Here is a 20,261-nt window from a genome sequence, read left to right as displayed (position 1 = left end):
AGCTCCTCAATCACGATCTCTAATCTTCAAGCTATTTTGAACTCTTTATTGCTATTTCAGACAAGCCGTTAGTGTACAAAACACTTAGTTGCCCTTCAGAGACAAGTTCATCTAATGTATAGTTATAAATTAAAAAGTCATTTCCAAGACCAACAGTGTAAAATATACCATTATATTCTTTTGGCTCAGGAAAAAGAACGGAGGAAATATCCTCTGGAAACGTTGTTTTAACCTGTGTTGGATCTAAAACTGATGATAAATAAACTCTAATAGGAGCATGTACAAGCATTAGACCTGGAGTCGTCCAGTTATAGTGATTTACAAGGAAGTTTTCAGCATTAGAAACCTCATAAGTTTGGAATGGGATAAACTCACCAATATACGAATTATACGAGGTATGAATAGGCACAAAAACCCAAAGAACCAATAAAACTAAAAATATGCCTTTTATGTAAATCCGGAATTTAGTTTCAAATAAAAAAGCAACTCCCAAACATATAGGTATGAAAAATATAGTGAGAGCTCGCGAGCCCAAGGTATAAAAAATAAAACCCAGAGCCAAATAAGCTAAACCAGAAAGAAGAATAGCTGTGTCAACGACCCTGAACTTCCGCTTAATTACGAGAAAAACGTAACTAAATAAACAAATTGCAATAGTCACAATTGTAACTGTTCTTGAAATATTCTGAGCCAATATATCAAACGGGATTATAATCGGTTTTAAAGTTGTTTCAACAATTACACCGTATTCTGGAGACGAGTTTACCAAAAGCCCAAGATTAAATTTAATCCAATTCCAAGAAGTAAACGAGAGCTGTGTTACCAAATAAATGGTTAGGGTCATTAAGGAGAGCTTTGCATATTGTTTGCTTCTACCGATGATGCTCCGAAGAATCAGATAAAAAATGAAAAATAAACTCACAAAAAAATGGGTAAATGATATACAAAAAAATAGTACAAGTATTATTAATAAAGCAGGAGCACTCTTTTTTTGGAGTTCAAACATAAACAAAAGAAAAGTTAACGCGAGAGCAAATGAAAAAGGAACACTCTGATAATTCAGGAACCAATACATTGAAATAAAAAAGGAAATTACGGCAAAAAACGCACCATTTTTAAAGTATTTGGAAGCATAAATATACAAAGTCATTGATAGCAAAACACCGATTATAGCGTAGAACAAAAATTCGAAGCCAATAACATTTAATCCACTTAAAGAAGTTACAGTGCCAGCCAGAAGAAAATAAGATGGCCATTGATAATAATAATGAGATATGTAAGAAGCATCCAATTTGTTTGTATTTAAAAAATATTCAGTTAGCCCTCTGAAAAATTGTGAATCGGCGGTAGGCATCGAGGAGTAAAAGAAAGAGATTGAATATATTGTCAGGATTACTGCAATTGACACAAGGCATTTGAAAGAGTGATTTTTCGAAAATACTCCTAGTACGTACAGAGATCCTAATATTAATGGAAGACTAAGCCAATAAAAAAAGGATATGTGATTAAAAACAAAATCTCCAGGATAATCAATTGATAACGGATAGCTTTCAAACCATGAATAAATCAAAAAAGCTATGCCGACTAAAAGTGGTAAAACTGCTAGTTTGTTTTTTTTCAACAGCGCCACCTTATGAGAAACTGCAAAGGAAAAAAGAATACTATGAGTATTTAATATAAAAACGCAAAAACACTAAGGATTAATGTATAGTTCTGCATCAGCGAACCAAACGGCGCTAGCCGTACTGTGTTGTATCCAAGGGGCACCTTGAAGCCACAGCACAAACATAGTAACTATGCCAACATTGCCGGCTGAATCAGTTGCAGTCGCAGGAACAATAATATCTATTGTTTTTTGCTGCCACGCTCCACCATTGCTATCACAAACGTACATTTTTGAAAAATCTCCGCCATAATAATTATACCAGAAAGCATCGGCAGGCAACATCGTAAATACGCCATTAACATAACCATAAAAATCTATGCCGATTCGCGCTCCACACTGAGGATAACCCAGAGTAGACGAATTAGTCAGGACTCTCATCCAACACTTTGCGACAATATGGTCCCCAGGATTTACAGTGTACCATTTACCATCAACTTCCCTTGCCACGTTTACATCAAGAGAAGTGTGAGGTTCAAGGCGTATGCTTGGCTTTCCAGCCGTTCTAACGACATTATAATCGAGAAATATGATTTGTGGACCATTTCCATATGTTAATTCAAAATCGTTGGGAATGCGTGCCAAGTTAGTTGCGGAAGGAGTGGGTGTTGGAGTAGGGGTTGGAGTTGGAATAACGATAGTGCCGGTAGAATTTATTTGAACTTGGGCAGAGAACTGGGCATTCGCAGGTGAGAGGAAAATCGGGTAATTTGCTAGCATCATAAGTAAGAGAACAACATATGCCTTTTTATGGCGCCCCGCTATCGCAATCCTTATGATACCATACAACCCCCTTTTACAAATGGGTGTTGATATATATAAATCTTCAGTGAATTACATGTTGAAATACTTAACATTCACACAAAGGTGTATCATAAAGTGCATAAATATCTTTCTAAATCTTCCGAAACCTTAGCCCACGTGTATTTCTGCTTTACTAAATTTCTTCCAATTTGCCCAGAGATTTTCAGCACTTCCTTGTTTAAATAAGCTTTTTCTATGCCCTCTGCCAAGTCTTTTGGATGGACAGATGAAACATATATTCCGCAGTTAGCTGTACCAATCACGGTCCGATGAGCAGGAATATCCGTCAGAACAACCACTTTTTCCATAGCCAAATACTCAAAGAGTTTAAGCGGACTTTGGAAACGCCAATATGGATGATTGGGTAAAGGAATAATACCGACATCACACATGCTAATGAACTCGGGAACTTTGGATGGAGCAACCGGTTTCGAAATAATAACATGCTTTTCAAGGTGCTCGTTTTGAACAGCCAATTCTAAGCTACCTAACGAAGGCCCAGAACCCAAAAGAAACAAAAGAATGTCAGGATATTTTGGAATTAATAATTTCAGGGATTGTATTGTCTCTATTAATGCCCTAGTAGGAGTGAATACTCCATGGTACAAAATAATAAATCTATTTTTAAGACCTAACTTTCTTCTCAGGGCATCGCCTTTAAATGCAAGTGGATCAAAAAGAGACTCAGATACTCCCGACGTCCAAACACCAATCTTGTCAGGATCAAGACCATAATCATTGCAGATTTCATGCTTCATTAACGGAGTGATAATTGTAATTCCATCAAACAAACGTTTAGCAATCAGAATCGAACAAGAAAACCAAAACTTTTTGAGATAGCCACGGACTCCATGAGTCTCTACCGGAGTACTTCGCACATCCAAAACTAGTTTTGTTTTGGTAAATTTACAAAGACCAAGAACTACAAAACTGCTCAAAATATGCATATCAGGGTCATAGATAACGAATTTTATCTTTTTTGCAAGCAGATAAAAAGGAAGCAAGATAGATTGTAATACTGTGAAAATTGCTATAGAAATAAGCGGAAAATATCTTATAGGTATAACTGTGATCCTTATAGACGGTTTTTTATTCCCATATTTATTCTTATAGGGTAATCTTGTTCGAATCGCCATCAGCGAGACTTTATTTCCTAATTTCACGAGATTTTCAAGAATATTTTCAAAAGCTGTTTTATGAAGATCTGAATCCATCATTGTAAAGCTTAACCATAGTACTGAAAGCTTATAAGAGATATTTTCTTTGCTCACAGTAAAAAATCACTACTTTATTTTCTAACAGTTAACATTTTTATTGCTTTCAAATATCTCTCGATATATGCTTCAGGCGAGTAGTTCTTTTTGTAAACAGACTTAATTTTTTCAACAGGGTAAGCTTGCCTTGAGAAAGACAATAAAATTGTTTTAAGTTGATCGTTATCATTAAAGATCAATATCTTGTCAACTTTCCTCACAATCTCGGGTAACCCTCCTTTGTTAGAAGCTATCACAGGAGTACCAACAGAAAGTGCTTCCAACGCTACTAGCGGAGCATTCTCAGGCCAAATTGACGGAACTATCAACGCCAAAGCATTCGAATATAAAGAATAAAGCTGATGATAGTTAACAAAACCTAAGAAATGTACTCTATCACCAAGGGAGTTCTTTTCAATGTAATTCCGAACAATTGTTTCAAGGCTCCCGCCTCCAACGATTAACAAACTTGCCTTTAAATCATTTTTAATCGTTTTGAAAACATCCAGAAGCGATAGAATCCCTTTGTGTTCTTCAAGCATTCCAACAAAAAGAAAGTAGTTTGAAAAGTCTGTTTTAGGAATATTCTCCGGCGGTTTTGGGGCAAAATTAGGAAGAGTACAACTATTGAGATGAACTTCCTGCAAAAGCCTTTTCCGAACGTAATCACTGGGGGATATTAAGAGATCTATGTTGAAAATAATCTGCTTAAAATCGTTAGTTCGACGCCAAAATTGAGGAAAACGTTTCCAAGACAAAGCACATGAATAACATTGTTTTCGAACGCAGTGAGTCAGATTATTTCTAACAAGGTTGTTCATCTGGCAAATAAGCCAATAATCATGTGCAGTATAAAGGGAGAGATAATTTCCTTTTTTTTTCATTATAGAATAACCTAAAAGCGAGATATTATGATAATGGACAATTTCTGGGCGCTCTCTCAGGATTACCTGGTCAAACTTTCTTTCAACCGAAAAACAATGCCCAAATACATAAGCAAGAGCAGGATCTTTTTGGTGCGGTATTGATTCAACTCTATGTACGTGAAGATTATTATTTTCAAGTGGTTCCTTTACATGAAATGAATTGCTTCGCTTAACTCGATAAGCGTCTATACTATGTATAACATGAATTTCATGACCTATTCTAGCAAGCTCTTCAGCAAGATATTTGACATGAGTAGCATCTCCACCCAAGTGATATGGTGGATAAAAACTTGTACATAAAAGAAACTTTAAGGTTTCTATATTATGATTTCTCCTGCGCCATTAGATACTGAAACTGTTCACTTGAATTGGATTTATAATCGTCAATCTTGTCCGAGATATTCAAACGTAAATTAGATGAATATATCCTCCTAATCTGGTCGGTAATTAAATCCCAGTTATAATAGGCATTAATGCGGTTTATTGCTTTCCGGCCCGCAAGATCAACTAAAGTAGGAGTAGCCAGAAGTAACTGTAGTTTTTGCCTTAAGTCTTCAATATTTCCATGCCTAAAAAAGAACCCAGAGTCACCTATGGTTTCCATGTTTTCAGGGATATTACTAACTAAGGTACACTTTCCAAAGGACATTGCAGTAAGTAAGGCAGGAGACGTGCCTTCAAGGTCTGAAGGCGTAACGTAAAGGTAAGCGCCAGCATAGAGATTCTCACATTCTCTTCCATACACATTGCCTAGAAACACAGTATTTTTGCCCGAAATTTTTTTGAGGTACAATTCATATTCTTTACCATATGGGTCAGCTCCAACGATGACTAAAGTATAGTCGGTTTTAATTTTTTTAAAAGCCTCAACCAAGTAATGAACCCCTTTCTCTTTCACCAACCTACCGACAAAAAGTACATACTTTCTTTCTACCAATCCTCTTTTAATAAGGTTGGCAATATCAGGTTTCCTTAGATTAACGTTTGCCCCATAAGGAACATATGTTGGTCTTTCACCGAGATTTCGTTGATACCAATGTTGAACGACCTTTGAGTCAACTATTGTTGTATTAGGGAAATAACAAGCAAACCTAGCTGTTATGAGTAAAATCTTTCGAATCACCCAAGGATAGCTTGATCTTTTCCAAACCATTCCGTCCAAGGTCAGGACAGTTTTAATTGACATCATTCTAGTTGCTATAGTAAAGGGCCATGCATCAGAGCCAAAAAAATGAGCAATATGTACCTTTCTTCGCATTAAATCTATCGTAGAAATTAGCGAACGGAATGGAAAGTCTAGAAATTTATTGTTAAGACAAGGAACAAAGATAAGTTTAACTCCTTTGTAAACTTTAGCTCTCGGTTTCGAGCCTCTATAACCACAATACACTATTATTTCATGCCCTTGTTTAGCTAGCCTAGTAGCAACTTCTTCTACGCAGGTTTCAAACCCACCGTAGCGCGCAGGGATTCCCATGGTTCCTAAGAAGGCTATTCGCAAAATATCACGACATATTGTTTGAGTAAAATCAATGCTTGGTGCCTTTATCTGGGTAAAGCCTAAATCATTATTAGCAAATAGATGAACCCTCGGATTATTTCCAAGAGCTATTTATGTAATCTTTGAGGGCGTCATCCCATTTTCTAGTTGAATCCATACCAAGAAGCTGAAGCTTATAATTTCTAGACATCTCGGATCTCGCTCGTGCAGCTGGCAAGGGAAAATATGCAGAACTTACTGCCTCAACAGTAACGTCCGTCCGCCCAAAAATTTCAACTATTTTTTTAGCTACATCGAACCTTGAACAATACCCTTTATTTGTGCAGTGATAAAGACCAAAGTAATCGGTTTCAATAAGGTCTGCTAGGCATTTGGAAAAATCTACGGTGTAAGTGGGGCTGCCAATCTTATCATTCACAGCTTTCAGAGTTTTGCCATTATCCATTTGCCGAATCATTTTGCCTATGAATTTTTTGTCCCTTTCAGGACCACCCCCAACCATCCAGCCTGCTCGAACGATATAATATCGGTTTAATAGGCTCTGGACAATCTTCTCACCCTCAAGTTTGCTCTGACCATAAATGTTTATTGGGTTAGGAGTATCAAATTCGGTATATGGCTCTATCTTATCCCCGTAAAACACCCCTATAGTGCTAATATAAACCATTATGACATTATATTTTTGGCAAACAATACTTACATTTTGAGTCCCGATGGTATTAGTTAGAAAAGCATGGTCGGGCTCAATTTCGCATTTATCAACATCTGTTTCTGCTGCGAGGTGCATAACAATATCAGGTTTGACGGATCTGACCATTTCTTCTACTTGTTTAAAACTTCGGACATCAAGGAATTTCGTTTCATTCGTTGGCGCAAGATCTGTCGCAAACACTTCATGCTTTCTCTTCATCAAGGTTGGGCATAAAGCACTCCCGAGCATTCCAGCGGCTCCAGATAATAATATTTTCGTTTAATTTTCCTCCAGTTCAGTCTTCACTTAATTTTTCATTATTTACGATTTCATAAAATATTAATTAAGAATCAATGAGGTATTTCGGTCCATAGGTTGTTGCTTTTCAAAGTTTCAGAAATAATTCTCTTTAAGATTAAGAGCCCATGTTTCATTTTGAGCTTCTTTTCGCCTAAGCGTGGACGGTAAGCTATTGGAATTTCAATAGTTTCGAATCCTGTTTTTTCAATATAATTATTTAGTTCTACTTCGATGTCAAAATCCTTTGACAGTGGATTCCAGTTTCGTAGAAGATCTGCTCTAATAACCCTTAAGCCAGTTAACGGGTCGTTTAAAGACATGCCTGTTAGTATCGTGTGAGCGGTCGCTATTAACTTGTTACCGATATGAAATATTCCTTTCATACCTGTCAGTGGGAATTCAGAGTTGAATCTGTTACCACAAACCATGCCAATTCTGGGATTTTTCTCCAGTATTTTTATCATTTGAGGGATGTGCTTGGCAGGATAAGTATAATCGGCATCGCTCAACACTATATACTCTACATTAGTGTCCATGCATTTAAGCCCTAAACCTATAGCATCTCCTTTTCCGGTTCCTTCCTGAAAAACCACATCCGCACCTAAATTCTTGGCAACATGAACGGTGTTGTCTCGGCTGTTGCCATCAACCACTAAGATTCGAGGATTATTCAAGTATGCCTTAAGCTCGGTTATGGTGTAAGCTATGCCTTGCTCTTCATTCAACGCCGCGAGAATAATTTGCATAGGTTGTGATGACTTATACAGTGCATCATGATATAGTTCTACTGGGCACCATTCTTTTTCTTGCATGCTTTCCTTTTCCTTTCTCCTTTAACTCAATTAAAGAATCGTTATATATAAGAAACCGCAGAAGTTAATTCTATGTCGATTTTAGAAATAAGCCTACTGTGTCATATTTAGAATTAAATTAACGTACCTATTATGAAATTGAGAAGCATTAGATGTAGAATTATATATCCAGAGTTCCACAAAAAGGCTGTAGTAATAGCCTGTTTTGTTTGTATTCCATGCAGAGATTGTGCTAACTTGAAAATCTTGTTCATTAATAGTAATACCAGACAAGTAAGAGACACCATTGGCGAACACTAAATGATTAACTTTGAATGTTAGAGGTGATTCCCAATATTCATCATTTTTAATAAAAGATTTGAACTCATACAAAACAGGCAGGGAACTTGGCGTTCCAGACTTGGTGTTGGGAAGAGGTTCAGTCTCATTGCGCAACTTGACAAAGCATGTGTAGTAACAAGATGACCCCATATGGTTACCTACACCCAAGTAAATCGAGTAGGTTACACCAGCTTTGACGTTAAACGGAATATCATCAAACATGTGATTAGATCCAAGGATGTAGAGTTCAGAAAACACTTCGCCTTCAGGCGGTTTTACTACTAAACCAATTGTGGGCCAAGAAAACAACAATACACCAATCAAGCCGACGGCAATAAAGATAATGCGGTAATTGTCAAGGTGTATCTTCTGCCACCTCAGGCCTCATATCAAGCAGTTTGCTCATGTAGGAACGTTTGAAGCGTCTCCAAACAAATGCCAGCACTAATGAAAAAACAATGGCACCGACTACGGAAAAGGTCAAAGTTACCCAGAAATTTTCTTGGGATTTAATGAGACTAGTCTCACGCAAAGCAAGCGCACCACTATTAACTTGGTTGGCAATTATGATCGCGCTGTCTACGTTAGGATTAACATTTGCTAAATTGCCACTTCTGTAGTTGTTTTCAGCCGCCGCCAAGTATTCTGCCGCAGTGTTCAACGCAAGCAATAGGTCAGTAACATTTCCCCCTGCTTTTTCTGCAGCCAACACGCTAGCGAAGGCTTGGTTAATATGAACATTAGCGGTTTCAATGTTTGAGAGCTCATCTTTTGCTTGCACGGTTGAGACATAGATGCTTACAATGACGATTAACATGAAGACCATAATAATTGTTCGCAAGCTTTTTTTAATCACCAATTGTGCCGCAACCAAACTTATGTTAAAGCGTTATTGGGAGATAACTTTGTCAGTTCTTTACTCGGGGTATTTAATTGTCCTCATTATTAACAGGGCGACATAATTCGTCTAAAGTTCTTTTGGTGCGCATTATATGACTTAAGCGTTTCTCGAGGTACTTGTTGGTTTTGTAGTAAATCTTATAGTTTGCTAAGAAATCATGCCCTTTACTAGTAAGCATGTAACATTGCCTTTCTTCCTCAAAAGTTATCAATGACGCATCAAGGATTTCTGTAAGGTATTTGGTTAAAACTTTGTAGCTCAAGTTTGCTTTGAACATTATTTGTGTTTTTTTGGCATCTGAGCTAACGACCCCAAGTATGTCAGCTATAATGTCAACTCTTCGCCTATAATTTCCCATAAAAAATCCCTTAATGAAAAGTTAATTCTTTGGTTTATTCACTATTAGGCTATTTATGCAGCCAGCCTCTGCCACCCTTCTTGGGCTGCTGCTTGATAGGTACATCTTTTTGATAGAGGCGCGCGCGTTTCTTTACGACGGGTTTTTGGCGTATTGCGTCTTTGATAAATTTGTTCCATCCGCCAATTTCAGGTAAAGGGGGAATGAATCTTTCGGCGTTTTCTATTTTGTGGCGTTCTAGAATCTCTTTAAAGTTTAAGGCTTTGTAATCTCTTGTTGCATGGATGATTGTTCCTCGGTCAACGTTAAGCATCGAGTAATCATTAACAGCTATGCCTTCGGCCCGAATTTTGTCGTCAACTCTTTCCGCCCAGAGTCTTTTCCATTCTGTTTTGAGCTCGTCAACCAGGGTTTTTTGGTCGATAGTCACGTTTATCATCTCCCCCCCTGGCAGGAGCGGATAAGAACATAAGTAGGAAACACTCTGCACTCCCTTCTCCATTGAACTCCTCAATCGACTCCTCTATCGAATTAGCGCTTATTAAAGAATAGCAGATTAAACAACTATATAAATAATCTAGAAGAAATCCTCTATTTTTCTAACTCATTACGGACAATGTTTTAGATAAATTGCAAAACAAACAAGCTCTATAATAATAAAAAAAGGGTTCTTAAGCGGTGCCAGTTATGGATATTTGAACGCTAAAACTTGTTATGCCAGATATGCTTTGTGAAGTGGTCAGCGTTATCACAGCCGCAGTTGATTGTCCAGGCGTCAGTATAGTGCCCTCTTTGTTCCAAGTAATTGTTATAGGACCATTTGCGCTTGTCGGGTTCCAGTTACTCGTGGTCATACTTAATGTTAAGGAAGTCCCCGTGCCTGTGTTCTTAACGTAGATGGTTCTAGTTATATTGCTACCCGGAGATATTGTGCCCCAATCTATAGCTGACAGGGTAGTTGTGCATCCGCTATCAGAGTATACGCCAAGGTTTGGTGTTACATTTATTGAACCTGTAGACGATAAATTCTTGCTTACCGTGATTGCTCCATAGGTTGTAAGCGTTAAGGCTATTGCCACCAAAACTAGTGCCACTATCGTTGCAGGTAATGTTGGTTTAATCAATCCTTCGCCCCCATGGTATATATGCGTTGTTTGTCTTGACGTATAAGGTGTCGCATGTCTTAATAAACATTTTCCCAAGTACATGGTTAAAATGGAACTGCACAACACTCACATACAAGTGCCTTGTTAACCTTTTAGTGTTTGCATGGCTTTTTGCGCCCATTCACAATCATGCCAAAGCGCTCTACCCACTGCTACCAAATCCACTTCACCAGCCCTCACCAGTTCATCAGCAAACTTTGCATCGGTTATTCCGCCGACCCCAATAACAGGAGCGCTGACAGTCTTCTTGATTCGTACTGCTTGTGGCACAAAATAGCCTTTGATTTGCCGCAACTGCTTAGGTTCACTTCCGCACATGCCGCCTGACACATCAAGGATATCAACTCCTGCTGCTTCCAACTTCACCGCAAACGTGACGACATCTTCGATATGAGTACCCATCGGTGCTAAATCATCAGAACCCAACCTGTAGAGCAAAAGCTTATCATTCAAGCACCTGCGAACTTTCTCAACAACCAGCAACGGAAAACGCATCCTGTTCTCAAGCGAACCACCAAACTCATCGTCACGCTTGTTTATCAAAGGCGAAAAGAACTGATTCAGCAAGTAACCATGCGCACCATGAAGCTCAACCCCGTCAAAACCTGCCTTTACTGCGCGCTCAGCCGCCAAAGCATACTCATCAGCAATACTGTACAATTCAGCTTTTTCCAACGCTCGGGTTTTCCCCGTCTCCGATGGACCTGTAGGCACTGCACCGATGACTTTTTTGTTTGCTACTCCGCCAGCATGGTTAATCTGCACTACAGTGGGAGCACCCACTGCATGGATAGCCGATGCAAGTTTCTCAAACCCTGCTAGGAGCGTGTCGTCGTATATTCCCAACTGTTTTGGACCAATCTTCCCCATTGGTGAAACATACGCATGTTCAACAATGGGCAACCCGAGTGCAGTTGAGCGGCGGACATAGAAGTTGATGAGCCTGTTAGTTACAGCGCCTTCAAAGGAGGCTCTGCCTGACTGCATTGGAGGCATAACTATGCGGTTTCTAAGGGTTATGCCCTTGATAGTTAGGGGGTCGAGGAGTCCTACCAAGAGTGGCACCATTGCCATAAAGGGCTCGGCTGGGCAATATAAGAACTTGCACTACAAAAACTAATAAATTGGGGCTTTTCAGCGTTTTTTAGTTGTTTTTTGGATTATTGCTTGGTTTACTATTGTTTCTTCGCTGATTGCTTTCTGCATTAGGCTCTTCACTGCTTCGTTCATGTTGCCTTTGAAGTAGGGTTTAACGATTTTTTGGATGAATTCTTCGATCAAGAGGGCTGAGAAGTCGTGGATAATCAAGTCTATTTGCATGTCTTCTTCGGTTGCTATTTGGGCTTGTGCCATGTTGATTCACAGTCGAGGTTACGCTATTTTTGTTTAAAATATGGGTGCTCAAGCGACATTGTGAGTTGGGGGAGGGGTGAGTTAAAGTGAGTGCTAATGCTTGCCAGCTAAAACCCATTTAAGTATGTTTAATCTTGATTTCTTACGGATAATATGGAAACTATGCATTTTTTGGGTTGCTCAGGCTTTTATTATGATCATTGGAAGGGGATTTTCTATCCTCAAGCCTTACCTAAAACCAAATGGCTTCAATATTACACCCAGATTTTCAATACGTTAGAAGTCAACAATACTTTCTATCGGTTCCCAAGCGAGAGGTTGCTCTTGGGATGGTACCAGAAAACCCCTGCTGACTTCAGATTCACGCTTAAAGCAAACAGGGCAATAACGCATACGCACAAATTCCACAATACCCAACAACTCACAGCAAACTTTTACCAATTAGCTCACCTTTTAAGAGAAAAACTGCTGTGCGTGCTCTTTCAGCTTCCTCCTTTCGTCCACAAAAGCATGGAGTTGCTCCAACAAATTGCTGAACAAGTAGACCCCAACGTTATCAACGTCGTAGAGTTTAGACATGAGAGCTGGTGGGACAGGGAAGTCTACGACTTCATGGTGGAGAAAGGACTGGTGTTTTGTGCTGTGTCAGCCTCGGGGCTACCTCAAACGCTTGTAAAAACCGCCTCCCAGATTTATGTTCGGTTTCATGGTAAGAATAGTTGGTACAAGCACTTTTACCCTGATGAAGAACTCAAAGAGTGGGCAGAAAAGATAAAGCATCAAAACGCACGGCAAGTATTCTGCTATTTCAACAACGACTTTAACGCTAACGCCCCAAAAAACTGCCTAACCCTAAAAAAACTGTTGAACGAATGAAAAAGGGAACTATGGTCCAGATAAAGCGGCGGAGAGAGCTTCGGAAATCTTTTGCATTTCTTTTGTAACGCTTGACAGTAACTTGATACGATTCTCTAACTTGCGTTTCTGTGCGCTTGTCAAGTTCTTGAATTTTGGCAAGATGTCACTGATAACCGCAACCATGAGTTCGCGATTTTTCTTCTCAATCAAGTTTACTAGTTCAACGTGCCCATCATTATACTGCAATATTAAATGCCCCGTGGGGTCAACATCAGCTTGCACGGCATCACCAACTTCGGCGGGAAGCACTAATTGGTTCACAGGTATGGATGGAGCAAGGGGTTGCATTAATTTTAAGAGAGAAATAAAAAATTGATCAACTATTAGGTTTTCTTCCGAGGTAAGTTCACTTATTTGACCAATGTCGTCTCCTGTACTCTTTAGAGCTGCAACAAGCTCCTCAGCCGACACAGGTTTCTTTTTCTCAGGTTGCCCTGTCGCTTGAGAGCCAGCGGACTTTTGAACCTCTTGTTTTACAACTTCTTGATCCAATGTTGATCAAACTCACGTAGCGTTTGCAACGTAAAAAAACACTTGTATGTCACAGAACTTATGCACAAAGAAGATGTAAAGAAAACAAGCTGTGGAATTATTTTTAAAGAGAAAAAGGAAAGTTTAGTTGCTTGCAGTCTTTTCAAGATAACTATTGAGTAGTTTAGTCCTGCTCTCGATAAGTTCTCTAAGGTCGTTTTGCATCTGCTCTGTCACTTCTGCCATCGTCGTAGCTTCAGTCACCACTGTATTCGAGTTTTTACCCACAGTCTCAGCTTCCGATAGGATTTGTTTAGCTGAATCTTCAACTTTCGTTGCATCGGTAACTACATTCCAAGCAAGTTGCGCCATTTCTTTTGCTTCACTGACAACACCCGCCGTTACCTTTGCCACTTCTTCAGCTGTCGCAGAAACATCTTTAGCTATCGCCGCCATCTCTTCCGAAGCAGCAGTTTGTTCTTCAACTGCTGAAGAGGCCTCTTCTGATGCAGATGAGCTTTCCTCAGCGATGCTGGCTACTTCTTCAATAGTCTTCACAACTACATTTAATGCATCTAGTCCTCGTTCGACTCCATTAGTGAGTTTATTGACTTTACTCGTCATGTCATCCATGATTCTTGTGATAGCTTCAGATTCTTTTATGGCACCTAAGACTACGTTTGCGCCTTCGGCTGCGCCCGCTTGTGACTGCTGAGTAATATTGCTTGTTTGAATGCCTGCTTCTTTAATACCTTTGACCAAATTGATGGCTGATCCAGCTGCTTCCTTAGACTCGCCAGCTAAACCTTTAACAGCATCAGCTACAACAGCAAAACCTCTGCCAGCTTCTCCAGCCCGCGCAGCTTCAATGGCAGCGTTCAATGCCAACATATTAGTTTGACCAGCAATGTCTGAAACAGAGTTAGCCATCTGACCAACCTGCTCAACCGAGTTAACCATTGATGTGACAGCATCAGAAACCCGCGTTATGTTTTCTTTTATATTCTCTATTGCTACGAGTCCCTGTTGGCCTTTCTCGTTTGCTTCTTTTGCCTTCTTCAATGCGTCTTCAGTCACTGCAGAAGCTTCCCTAGCAATCAATCCTGCCTCATCCATAACTTTTTTCAATGCTTCAGTACTTCTCGCAGCGTTTTGAGATAAATCAGCTAGCTTCTGAGCACCTGTTGATACTTGCTGAGAAGCACTGCTAACTTGTTGCATGCCAATTGCCATCTGGTTTGAAACGTTCGCCGCTTCCTTACCCATCTCAACTACTTTAGATGTTGATTGTGTAGCGCCATCTGCACTAGAGGCAACTTTATTGGCGACTTCTTCAACACTCTTTGCACAAGCAGTAACTTTACTTACAATATCGCTGGCTCCTGTTGCTAACTCGGCGACTTTCACAGCGGATTGCTCAGCCTGATAAGCAAGTTCAGCAGCTTTTGCAGCATTCTGGATAATCTCGTCAGCCTTCAGATTAATTTTTTCGGCACCAGCTATCGCATCTCTGAGAATTTCAATGACTTGATTTTTTAACTCCTTGTTTTCTTCTTGTAGCCGTTTATTTTCTTTTTCCAGCCTTTCTATTTCCTTATCCTGATTTACAGTGCGTTTTTCACGTAATTCATCAGTCATTTCGCCAACGTTCCATTAGTGCTATTAACGAATCAATTCCTCGGTTTCTTTATAAGTAAATTATGAAGAGCCTATATGGATTCAAAATTATGGATTTAAAATTAGTTGCATGCCTTCATTATCTCACGGGGTATAAAATCTAAGGGAGCAACCTTATCAACAAAACCCATTTGTGCTGCAACTTTTGGCATACCAAAAACAACACTAGTTTGCTCGTCTTGGGCAATCGTGAACCCGCCATTTTCTTTAATAGCTTTAATTCCCCTAGCACCATCTGATCCCATTCCGGTTAAAACCACGCCGATGCTTTTTGAACCATAAACTTTCGCCATAGACATCATCGTAACATCAGCGGAAGGCCGCACGTAATTAACTGGAGGATCTTCAGTTAAGCGGACCTTTCTTTCTCTAGTAACCACCATATGGAAACCGCCTGGAGCAAGCAACACTCTTTCCGCCACAATGTTGTCGCCGTCTTCAGCTTCCTTTACCCTAAATTTGCAAACATTTTGTAATCGTTCAGCGAAAAGTTTGGTAATACCCCTTGGCATATGTTGTACTATTAACATAGGCGGTATATCCGGCGGAAAAGCTTTTAGAATCTCGGTAACCGCAGGGGGGCCCCCAGTTGAAGCAGCAATCGAAATAATCTTGTCATTATTTTTAGTCGGGAGTAAATCTTCATGAATGACCTGTTTAAGGGGAGATAGGTTAGCTAAAGCAGCAGTTTTGATTTTTGAAATAAGCTCGTCCCTGAGAGCATGCATATTAAGTGATTGCGCAGACGGTTTAGGTACATAATCCACTGCACCAAATTCCAGTGCTGTCAACGTTAGTTGTGCTTCACGTTGTGTTAAAGTACTAATCATTACCACGGGCAATGGATTTGTTTTCATGATTTTTCTAAGGGCGGTTAAACCGCTCATTTTGGGCATTTCAATATCCATGGTAACGACATCAGGATGCAAGCTGGCAATTTTCGAAAGAGCTTCTTCTCCATCACGAGCTGTACCAACAACCGATATCTCGGGGTCAGTTCGAAAGATATCCTCAAGTAGCCTCAACATAAACAAAGAATCATCAACTACAAGCAACCTGATTTGCGCCAAAGTGCATCACATAAAATGTGGAGCGCAGAAAAGAAGAGGGCGCTCTATTGTTTGTTTTGATCCTGAATCTGTATCTTGAAACCTCTACCATTCTCTTTCATGTTTAGGGCGTCTTTGGATATTACCTTGAGGAGGTCAAGCAGGATAATTAAGTCTTTTTCATGCTTGGCAACGCCCGTGACAGCCTCCGATCTATCAATTATCAAACTGTCTGGGTTTGCTTCTATGTCACTTTTCGGCAGTGTTAAAACTTCCATAACTGAGTCAACCATTATTCCTACCGGATGCTTATCTTGAACGATAATCATTATATTTGTGCCCTGACCGTTATCCTCAGCTATACCAAAGCGCTTTCGCAAATCAATAACGGGTATCACTTCTCCTCGAAGATTAGTAACTCCCTTAACGTAAATAGGCGCATAAGGAACAGGAGTTACTCCCTCAAAATTCTTCACTTCACGAACCTGATTAACGTTCACTCCATACATAACATTATCAAGCGTGAAGGTTAGCATCTGAATTTCTTCCCGTGAACCTGCTTGATTGTTAATACTTGCCATCCAGACATTCACCAACGACTCTAATTTGTTATTGCCTATCGCAAAAGGAGTTATAAGTTGATTATGAAAAGGAAGTATGAATTTTAAATCAATGTATTTAAAGTAAGAGGCGTAGAAAAAGTGTTAGACAATGTATCCAGCGCTCTTGGAACTACATGACTGGTTTTTAATCCAATCTTCACTCATAAGGCACCATTTCGCACGGCTACCGTCTATCTGCAACACCATGATTAAATCAAGTTTATCCAGTTTTGCGTACTCCATTAGTATGTTGTAGGTTCCTTGACTTATTTCAATGTCTAAATCCTCAAACTTATTATCAGTCACTCGTTTGGCATGGAATACCGCTTTGATTCTGTCGGCGCCTTCCTGAATTTTAACGTTTACACCGTTAACATAGTAAATTTTATCATTATAACTTAGGATAACATTTCTAGCGTTCTCACTTCTAACTTCTGTATGCTCCACTTCTCCCATTCTCCCCAGAATAATTAACAGATTAGTGAGCAATAAAGATAAGCTTTCGAACTCGTAATATTACAAAATCCGAACATACCAGTATTGGTTTTCACAAATTTTAATTGCAACTAGTCTGGCAAGCTGTTTTTGGTTATGTTTCAAGCGCTTTCTCCGAAGCGTTAACATATACTGCCCCAAATTTGTTGATTAGGTCTTTTTTAGTGTAAACTGAAGCATGTAACCTAAAGAAGTTCCCCATACGCTCAGTTTCAACGCCAATCCCGATGACTATAACACCTTTCCTTAGCAAATCATCAACACATTCTTTCAGCGCCAAGGGCATGTTAGGATAACCATAAGGCCAACCATCAGAAATAACAACCAAAACTCTTTGCTCCTCATACCTCTTTGCCAACATCTTACCCGCAATCTGAACAGCATCAGGAATGAAAGTCAACCCCTCAAACCTCAGTCCGCCAATTCTTGCCCTAACTCGTTTAGAAAAAGCTTCGGTGCTATCTTTTAGAATATAGAGTTTATCACTAAAGCCAAAGAACGTCCAAGAAGTCGGGTCAGTCATCAACTCCCTAGCCGCCTCAGCAACGGCAATCGCTAGGGCACGACCGTACTCACCCTTTACCTGCATACTATTGCTAACATCAAAAAGTAAAGACCAAGCAAAGCTTGGTTTCAAATACTCATCCAAAGTAAAAACGTCAGTCGCAGGCTTATTACTAGCCAACGTTTGAATAACAGCAGCCAAATCAAGTTGACCCATCTCCTGACGCGGGTCCTCATCAAGGTAATTGAATGCTGACCGCATTATGTCAAGAAGTCTTCGATTTGCGCCCTGCACAAAACTCCTAGCCCTAAGGTACTGCGTATAATCTTCAGGCGGAATTGTAACGCCTTTAAACCTAGTCCATTCGACATACGGTTTAATCTTTGCTAGTATTTTTTCTTCCCGTTGCTTTTGGTAATGTTCAGAATTAAATGCCTGTAAAGCCTCAGCATCCTGTTCAGGTCGCCAACACTGGTCTATGCTATCGAATGTTGGTACATTTCCTCCCAACGCCATCAAAGACTGCACAAACAGTCCCTCAAAATCATCGTTTGAGGTTTCGATTTCGCTGTAAATGCTGCAACGTCCGATGCTTTCAGTATGCCTAAAGGATGGTGCTTCAAGAAATGGGCCATAAGGCTCAAGCAAATCCTTGATTTCCTCAACCTTTTGATCAAAGACTTCATTTACGTTTATTGATTCACCAGCTATTGAAGACAAGAACGTATCCTTGAGTGCCGTCAAGGCGTTAAATATTTGGTTTACCGTTTTTTCTTCTTCTGAGCCTGGAGAATCCTTGATTAATCCAACGTTAAATTGAGTAAGTAGAGCAGTCATAACTTTGGTTGCTGTGGTGAAGATTCTCTGTGAAGACTTTATTTTTTGGTAGGCTAACGCGTTTGCATAGGCAATATCAAAGAACCGGTCAGGATACCATGCTTGAATATAAGCTGTGATGTAAGTGTCATTGATTAATGATTTTGCATATGCTTCTATGATAGAGTCCTTTTTGTTTGGAACAATTCGTTCTACGGAAAACGGCGCTAAAGTATGCGTTGTTAAATGCATGACTGAAGCTCTGAATACTCTGCAAGCCTTAGACTTTCCCAGATTATTGTCTGGAAACTTGTAAGCTAAAAAAGAAATATTCCCATCATCTAAAACATGAAAGGCTGGAAGCTTAATCGTGAAACCAAAATTATCACTCTCTAATACAGGCTGAGACAGCGCTGGGTCTTGGAGAATCTTTACTTTGGTATTATCTTTCTGCAGAGAAGATGCCCAAGCATAATCAATAAAACCCAAGGCTTATCCCCAGATACTACTTGTTGAAAACCGCCTCGAGGATTCTGCGTACATCAGCTTGGACTTCCACGTTATCGCTTGTTAAGCCAATTATGGTTTCTTCAGCTGCACCCATCGGTGTATTTCCGTCATAAATCAGAGTTGCCCAGTTAATCAAGTCACCCAAGGAGGGCCCATACGGCAAATCGCCTGCTTTGTACTGCCTTCGCAACTCTGCGCCAGCCTGAATAATCTTATAGGCGGTATCCTGATCAATTTTTGTTCTTTTCTGAAGCATTTCAACTTCATGCGGAGAGATTTTTTCTCCGACGCTAAGAAAATCAAAGTTAATCCACACTGCCATACGACGACGCATGGCAGCGTTCAACGGCTTGGTGCCTGAGAACTCAGCCGTGGCTGGGTTCATGCTGATAATCATGTAGCCATATTTGTGGCGTTCGATAACTTCGCTGTCCTTCTCGTTTAGAACGAGGTGTCCTCTTGTGTCCAAGACAGGGTTAAGCCTAGTGGCAACGTCCTGCTTCATCATGTTGGCTTCGTCAAGGTACATTATGCCGCCTTTTCTTAGCCACTGAGTTAGCAAGCCGTCAACCCAGTTTTCTTTACCCAAACCGATAAATCGTCCTATAAGGTCAAAGCTGCTGGTGCTCAAGCCGCAGTTGACCTCCCAAATCGGCAAGCCTGTCAATTCTGCAACAAGGTAGACGATGTGAGTTTTTCCTGTACCTGAGGGACCGATGAGGCTGCACTGTTTAAAATAGTAAAGGGCACGCACGATACGCTCAACATAATTTAATCCATGATCGAGATATTCAGGCGTATTTTTTGGAATCATGTTGTCGAGGTGGGCGAAGCTATAGTTAGGATGCAAATCGTAGCGTTGAATGTTATATTTGTGGTACAAAGGTGATGTGGACATAGGGCGCTCTTTATCAAGTGAAACTGTTACTTTGAATCTGTCCCGTTTGAGTGACGAAACCTCTTGTATCCTGCTTGCTTGCGCTTTTTCTTTTAGGCCTTGGTGCCCATAGCTCATGTAGTCGTCACCTCAACGGATTATGAATCGTCTCGATTAAATAAATATATCTTATTCATTACTACTCAATATACGATATACATACAGGGACTCAAAAACGCGAGTGATGCCAAAAACAGCCACCTTTGGTCAAATATTTAAAAGGAAAGACCAA

22 protein-coding genes are annotated in these 20,261 nt (G+C 39.9%); 1 reads left to right on the top strand and 21 read right to left on the bottom strand.

What is annotated here, in order from left to right; genetic code table 11:
* Positions 1–31: 31 nt before the first annotated feature.
* From NWE95_04480 to NWE95_04415, 14 genes are all read right to left on the bottom strand, one after another.
* Positions 32–1,621, bottom strand: coding sequence for a hypothetical protein (locus NWE95_04480; protein ID MCW4003153.1), 1,590 nt, complete (start codon positions 1,619–1,621; stop codon positions 32–34).
* 72 nt (positions 1,622–1,693) lie between these two features.
* Positions 1,694–2,386: a hypothetical protein gene (locus NWE95_04475; GenBank protein ID MCW4003152.1), complete on the bottom strand. Its 693-nt coding sequence runs from the start codon at positions 2,384–2,386 to the stop codon at positions 1,694–1,696.
* Between the two features lie 149 nt (positions 2,387–2,535).
* The gene (locus tag NWE95_04470) at positions 2,536–3,738 is read right to left on the bottom strand and encodes a glycosyltransferase family 4 protein (GenBank protein ID MCW4003151.1); all 1,203 of its coding nucleotides are present in this window, start codon (positions 3,736–3,738) and stop codon (positions 2,536–2,538) included.
* A 17-nt stretch (positions 3,739–3,755) separates the two neighbouring features.
* Complete coding sequence (locus NWE95_04465) at positions 3,756–4,916, bottom strand: glycosyltransferase (protein MCW4003150.1); 1,161 nt, start codon at positions 4,914–4,916, stop codon at positions 3,756–3,758.
* Between the two features lie 52 nt (positions 4,917–4,968).
* On the bottom strand, positions 4,969–6,123 hold the full coding sequence (locus NWE95_04460; GenBank protein ID MCW4003149.1) for a glycosyltransferase family 4 protein: 1,155 nt from the start codon (positions 6,121–6,123) through the stop codon (positions 4,969–4,971).
* Positions 6,124–6,241: 118 nt separating this feature from the next.
* The gene (gene rfbD / locus NWE95_04455) at positions 6,242–7,111 is read right to left on the bottom strand and encodes a dTDP-4-dehydrorhamnose reductase (protein ID MCW4003148.1); all 870 of its coding nucleotides are present in this window, start codon (positions 7,109–7,111) and stop codon (positions 6,242–6,244) included.
* A 77-nt stretch (positions 7,112–7,188) separates the two neighbouring features.
* A complete protein-coding gene (locus NWE95_04450) occupies positions 7,189–7,950 on the bottom strand; it encodes a glycosyltransferase family 2 protein (GenBank protein ID MCW4003147.1) in 762 nt (253 codons plus the stop codon).
* 93 nt (positions 7,951–8,043) lie between these two features.
* Entirely contained in the window at positions 8,044–8,595 is a 552-nt protein-coding gene (locus NWE95_04445) for a DUF1616 domain-containing protein (protein MCW4003146.1), read from the bottom strand.
* Between the two features lie 31 nt (positions 8,596–8,626).
* Positions 8,627–9,130 (bottom strand): hypothetical protein, encoded by a 504-nt coding sequence (locus NWE95_04440; protein ID MCW4003145.1) that lies wholly within the window; start codon positions 9,128–9,130, stop codon positions 8,627–8,629.
* Between the two features lie 70 nt (positions 9,131–9,200).
* A complete protein-coding gene (locus NWE95_04435) occupies positions 9,201–9,530 on the bottom strand; it encodes a winged helix-turn-helix domain-containing protein (protein ID MCW4003144.1) in 330 nt (109 codons plus the stop codon).
* A gap of 49 nt (positions 9,531–9,579) precedes the next feature.
* On the bottom strand, positions 9,580–9,969 hold the full coding sequence (locus NWE95_04430) for a hypothetical protein (protein ID MCW4003143.1): 390 nt from the start codon (positions 9,967–9,969) through the stop codon (positions 9,580–9,582).
* Between the two features lie 232 nt (positions 9,970–10,201).
* Positions 10,202–10,654, bottom strand: coding sequence for a hypothetical protein (locus NWE95_04425; protein MCW4003142.1), 453 nt, complete (start codon positions 10,652–10,654; stop codon positions 10,202–10,204).
* 126 nt (positions 10,655–10,780) lie between these two features.
* A complete protein-coding gene (locus tag NWE95_04420) occupies positions 10,781–11,752 on the bottom strand; it encodes an NADH:flavin oxidoreductase (GenBank protein MCW4003141.1) in 972 nt (323 codons plus the stop codon).
* A gap of 78 nt (positions 11,753–11,830) precedes the next feature.
* Positions 11,831–12,049 carry a hypothetical protein gene (locus tag NWE95_04415; protein ID MCW4003140.1) on the bottom strand — a complete coding sequence of 73 codons (219 nt, stop codon included), beginning with the start codon at positions 12,047–12,049 and terminating at the stop codon, positions 11,831–11,833.
* Positions 12,050–12,202: 153 nt separating this feature from the next.
* Between NWE95_04415 and NWE95_04410 the strand changes: the two genes are divergently transcribed.
* Complete coding sequence (locus tag NWE95_04410; protein MCW4003139.1) at positions 12,203–12,925, top strand: DUF72 domain-containing protein; 723 nt, start codon at positions 12,203–12,205, stop codon at positions 12,923–12,925.
* A 9-nt stretch (positions 12,926–12,934) separates the two neighbouring features.
* On the opposite strand, the gene NWE95_04405 is transcribed toward NWE95_04410, so the two are convergent.
* The 7 genes from NWE95_04405 to NWE95_04375 all read right to left on the bottom strand — a co-directional run bounded on the left by NWE95_04405 (position 12,935) and on the right by NWE95_04375 (position 20,107).
* On the bottom strand, positions 12,935–13,459 hold the full coding sequence (locus NWE95_04405; protein ID MCW4003138.1) for a hypothetical protein: 525 nt from the start codon (positions 13,457–13,459) through the stop codon (positions 12,935–12,937).
* 123 nt (positions 13,460–13,582) lie between these two features.
* Complete coding sequence (locus tag NWE95_04400) at positions 13,583–15,076, bottom strand: methyl-accepting chemotaxis protein (GenBank protein ID MCW4003137.1); 1,494 nt, start codon at positions 15,074–15,076, stop codon at positions 13,583–13,585.
* A 101-nt stretch (positions 15,077–15,177) separates the two neighbouring features.
* A complete protein-coding gene (locus NWE95_04395; GenBank protein MCW4003136.1) occupies positions 15,178–16,185 on the bottom strand; it encodes a chemotaxis response regulator protein-glutamate methylesterase in 1,008 nt (335 codons plus the stop codon).
* A gap of 44 nt (positions 16,186–16,229) precedes the next feature.
* Entirely contained in the window at positions 16,230–16,745 is a 516-nt protein-coding gene (locus NWE95_04390) for a chemotaxis protein CheW (protein ID MCW4003135.1), read from the bottom strand.
* A gap of 123 nt (positions 16,746–16,868) precedes the next feature.
* Entirely contained in the window at positions 16,869–17,222 is a 354-nt protein-coding gene (locus NWE95_04385; GenBank protein MCW4003134.1) for a hypothetical protein, read from the bottom strand.
* A 133-nt stretch (positions 17,223–17,355) separates the two neighbouring features.
* Positions 17,356–19,071, bottom strand: coding sequence for a hypothetical protein (locus tag NWE95_04380; GenBank protein ID MCW4003133.1), 1,716 nt, complete (start codon positions 19,069–19,071; stop codon positions 17,356–17,358).
* Positions 19,072–19,087: 16 nt separating this feature from the next.
* Complete coding sequence (locus NWE95_04375) at positions 19,088–20,107, bottom strand: CbbQ/NirQ/NorQ/GpvN family protein (GenBank protein MCW4003132.1); 1,020 nt, start codon at positions 20,105–20,107, stop codon at positions 19,088–19,090.
* Between the last annotated feature and the right edge of the window lie 154 nt (positions 20,108–20,261).

Source organism: Candidatus Bathyarchaeota archaeon (genome assembly GCA_026014725.1).
GTDB lineage: Archaea > Thermoproteota > Bathyarchaeia > Bathyarchaeales > Bathycorpusculaceae > Bathycorpusculum.
This window is presented reverse-complemented; position numbering and strand designations above follow the sequence as displayed.

Bases quoted from the DNA above. Each gene is read 5' to 3' on its own strand.
- NWE95_04475 (MCW4003152.1), bottom strand. From the start codon at position 2,386: ATGATGCTAGCAAATTACCCGATTTTCCTCTCACCTGCGAATGCCCAG.
- NWE95_04460 (MCW4003149.1), bottom strand. From the start codon at position 6,123: ATGGGAATCCCTGCGCGCTACGGTGGGTTTGAAACCTGCGTAGAAGAA.
- NWE95_04450 (MCW4003147.1), bottom strand. From the start codon at position 7,950: ATGCAAGAAAAAGAATGGTGCCCAGTAGAACTATATCATGATGCACTG.
- NWE95_04435 (MCW4003144.1), bottom strand. From the start codon at position 9,530: ATGGGAAATTATAGGCGAAGAGTTGACATTATAGCTGACATACTTGGG.
- NWE95_04430 (MCW4003143.1), bottom strand. From the start codon at position 9,969: ATGATAAACGTGACTATCGACCAAAAAACCCTGGTTGACGAGCTCAAA.
- NWE95_04415 (MCW4003140.1), bottom strand. From the start codon at position 12,049: ATGGCACAAGCCCAAATAGCAACCGAAGAAGACATGCAAATAGACTTG.
- NWE95_04410 (MCW4003139.1), top strand. From the start codon at position 12,203: ATGGAAACTATGCATTTTTTGGGTTGCTCAGGCTTTTATTATGATCAT.
- NWE95_04400 (MCW4003137.1), bottom strand. From the start codon at position 15,076: ATGACTGATGAATTACGTGAAAAACGCACTGTAAATCAGGATAAGGAA.
- NWE95_04390 (MCW4003135.1), bottom strand. From the start codon at position 16,745: ATGGCAAGTATTAACAATCAAGCAGGTTCACGGGAAGAAATTCAGATG.
- NWE95_04385 (MCW4003134.1), bottom strand. From the start codon at position 17,222: ATGGGAGAAGTGGAGCATACAGAAGTTAGAAGTGAGAACGCTAGAAAT.
- NWE95_04375 (MCW4003132.1), bottom strand. From the start codon at position 20,107: ATGAGCTATGGGCACCAAGGCCTAAAAGAAAAAGCGCAAGCAAGCAGG.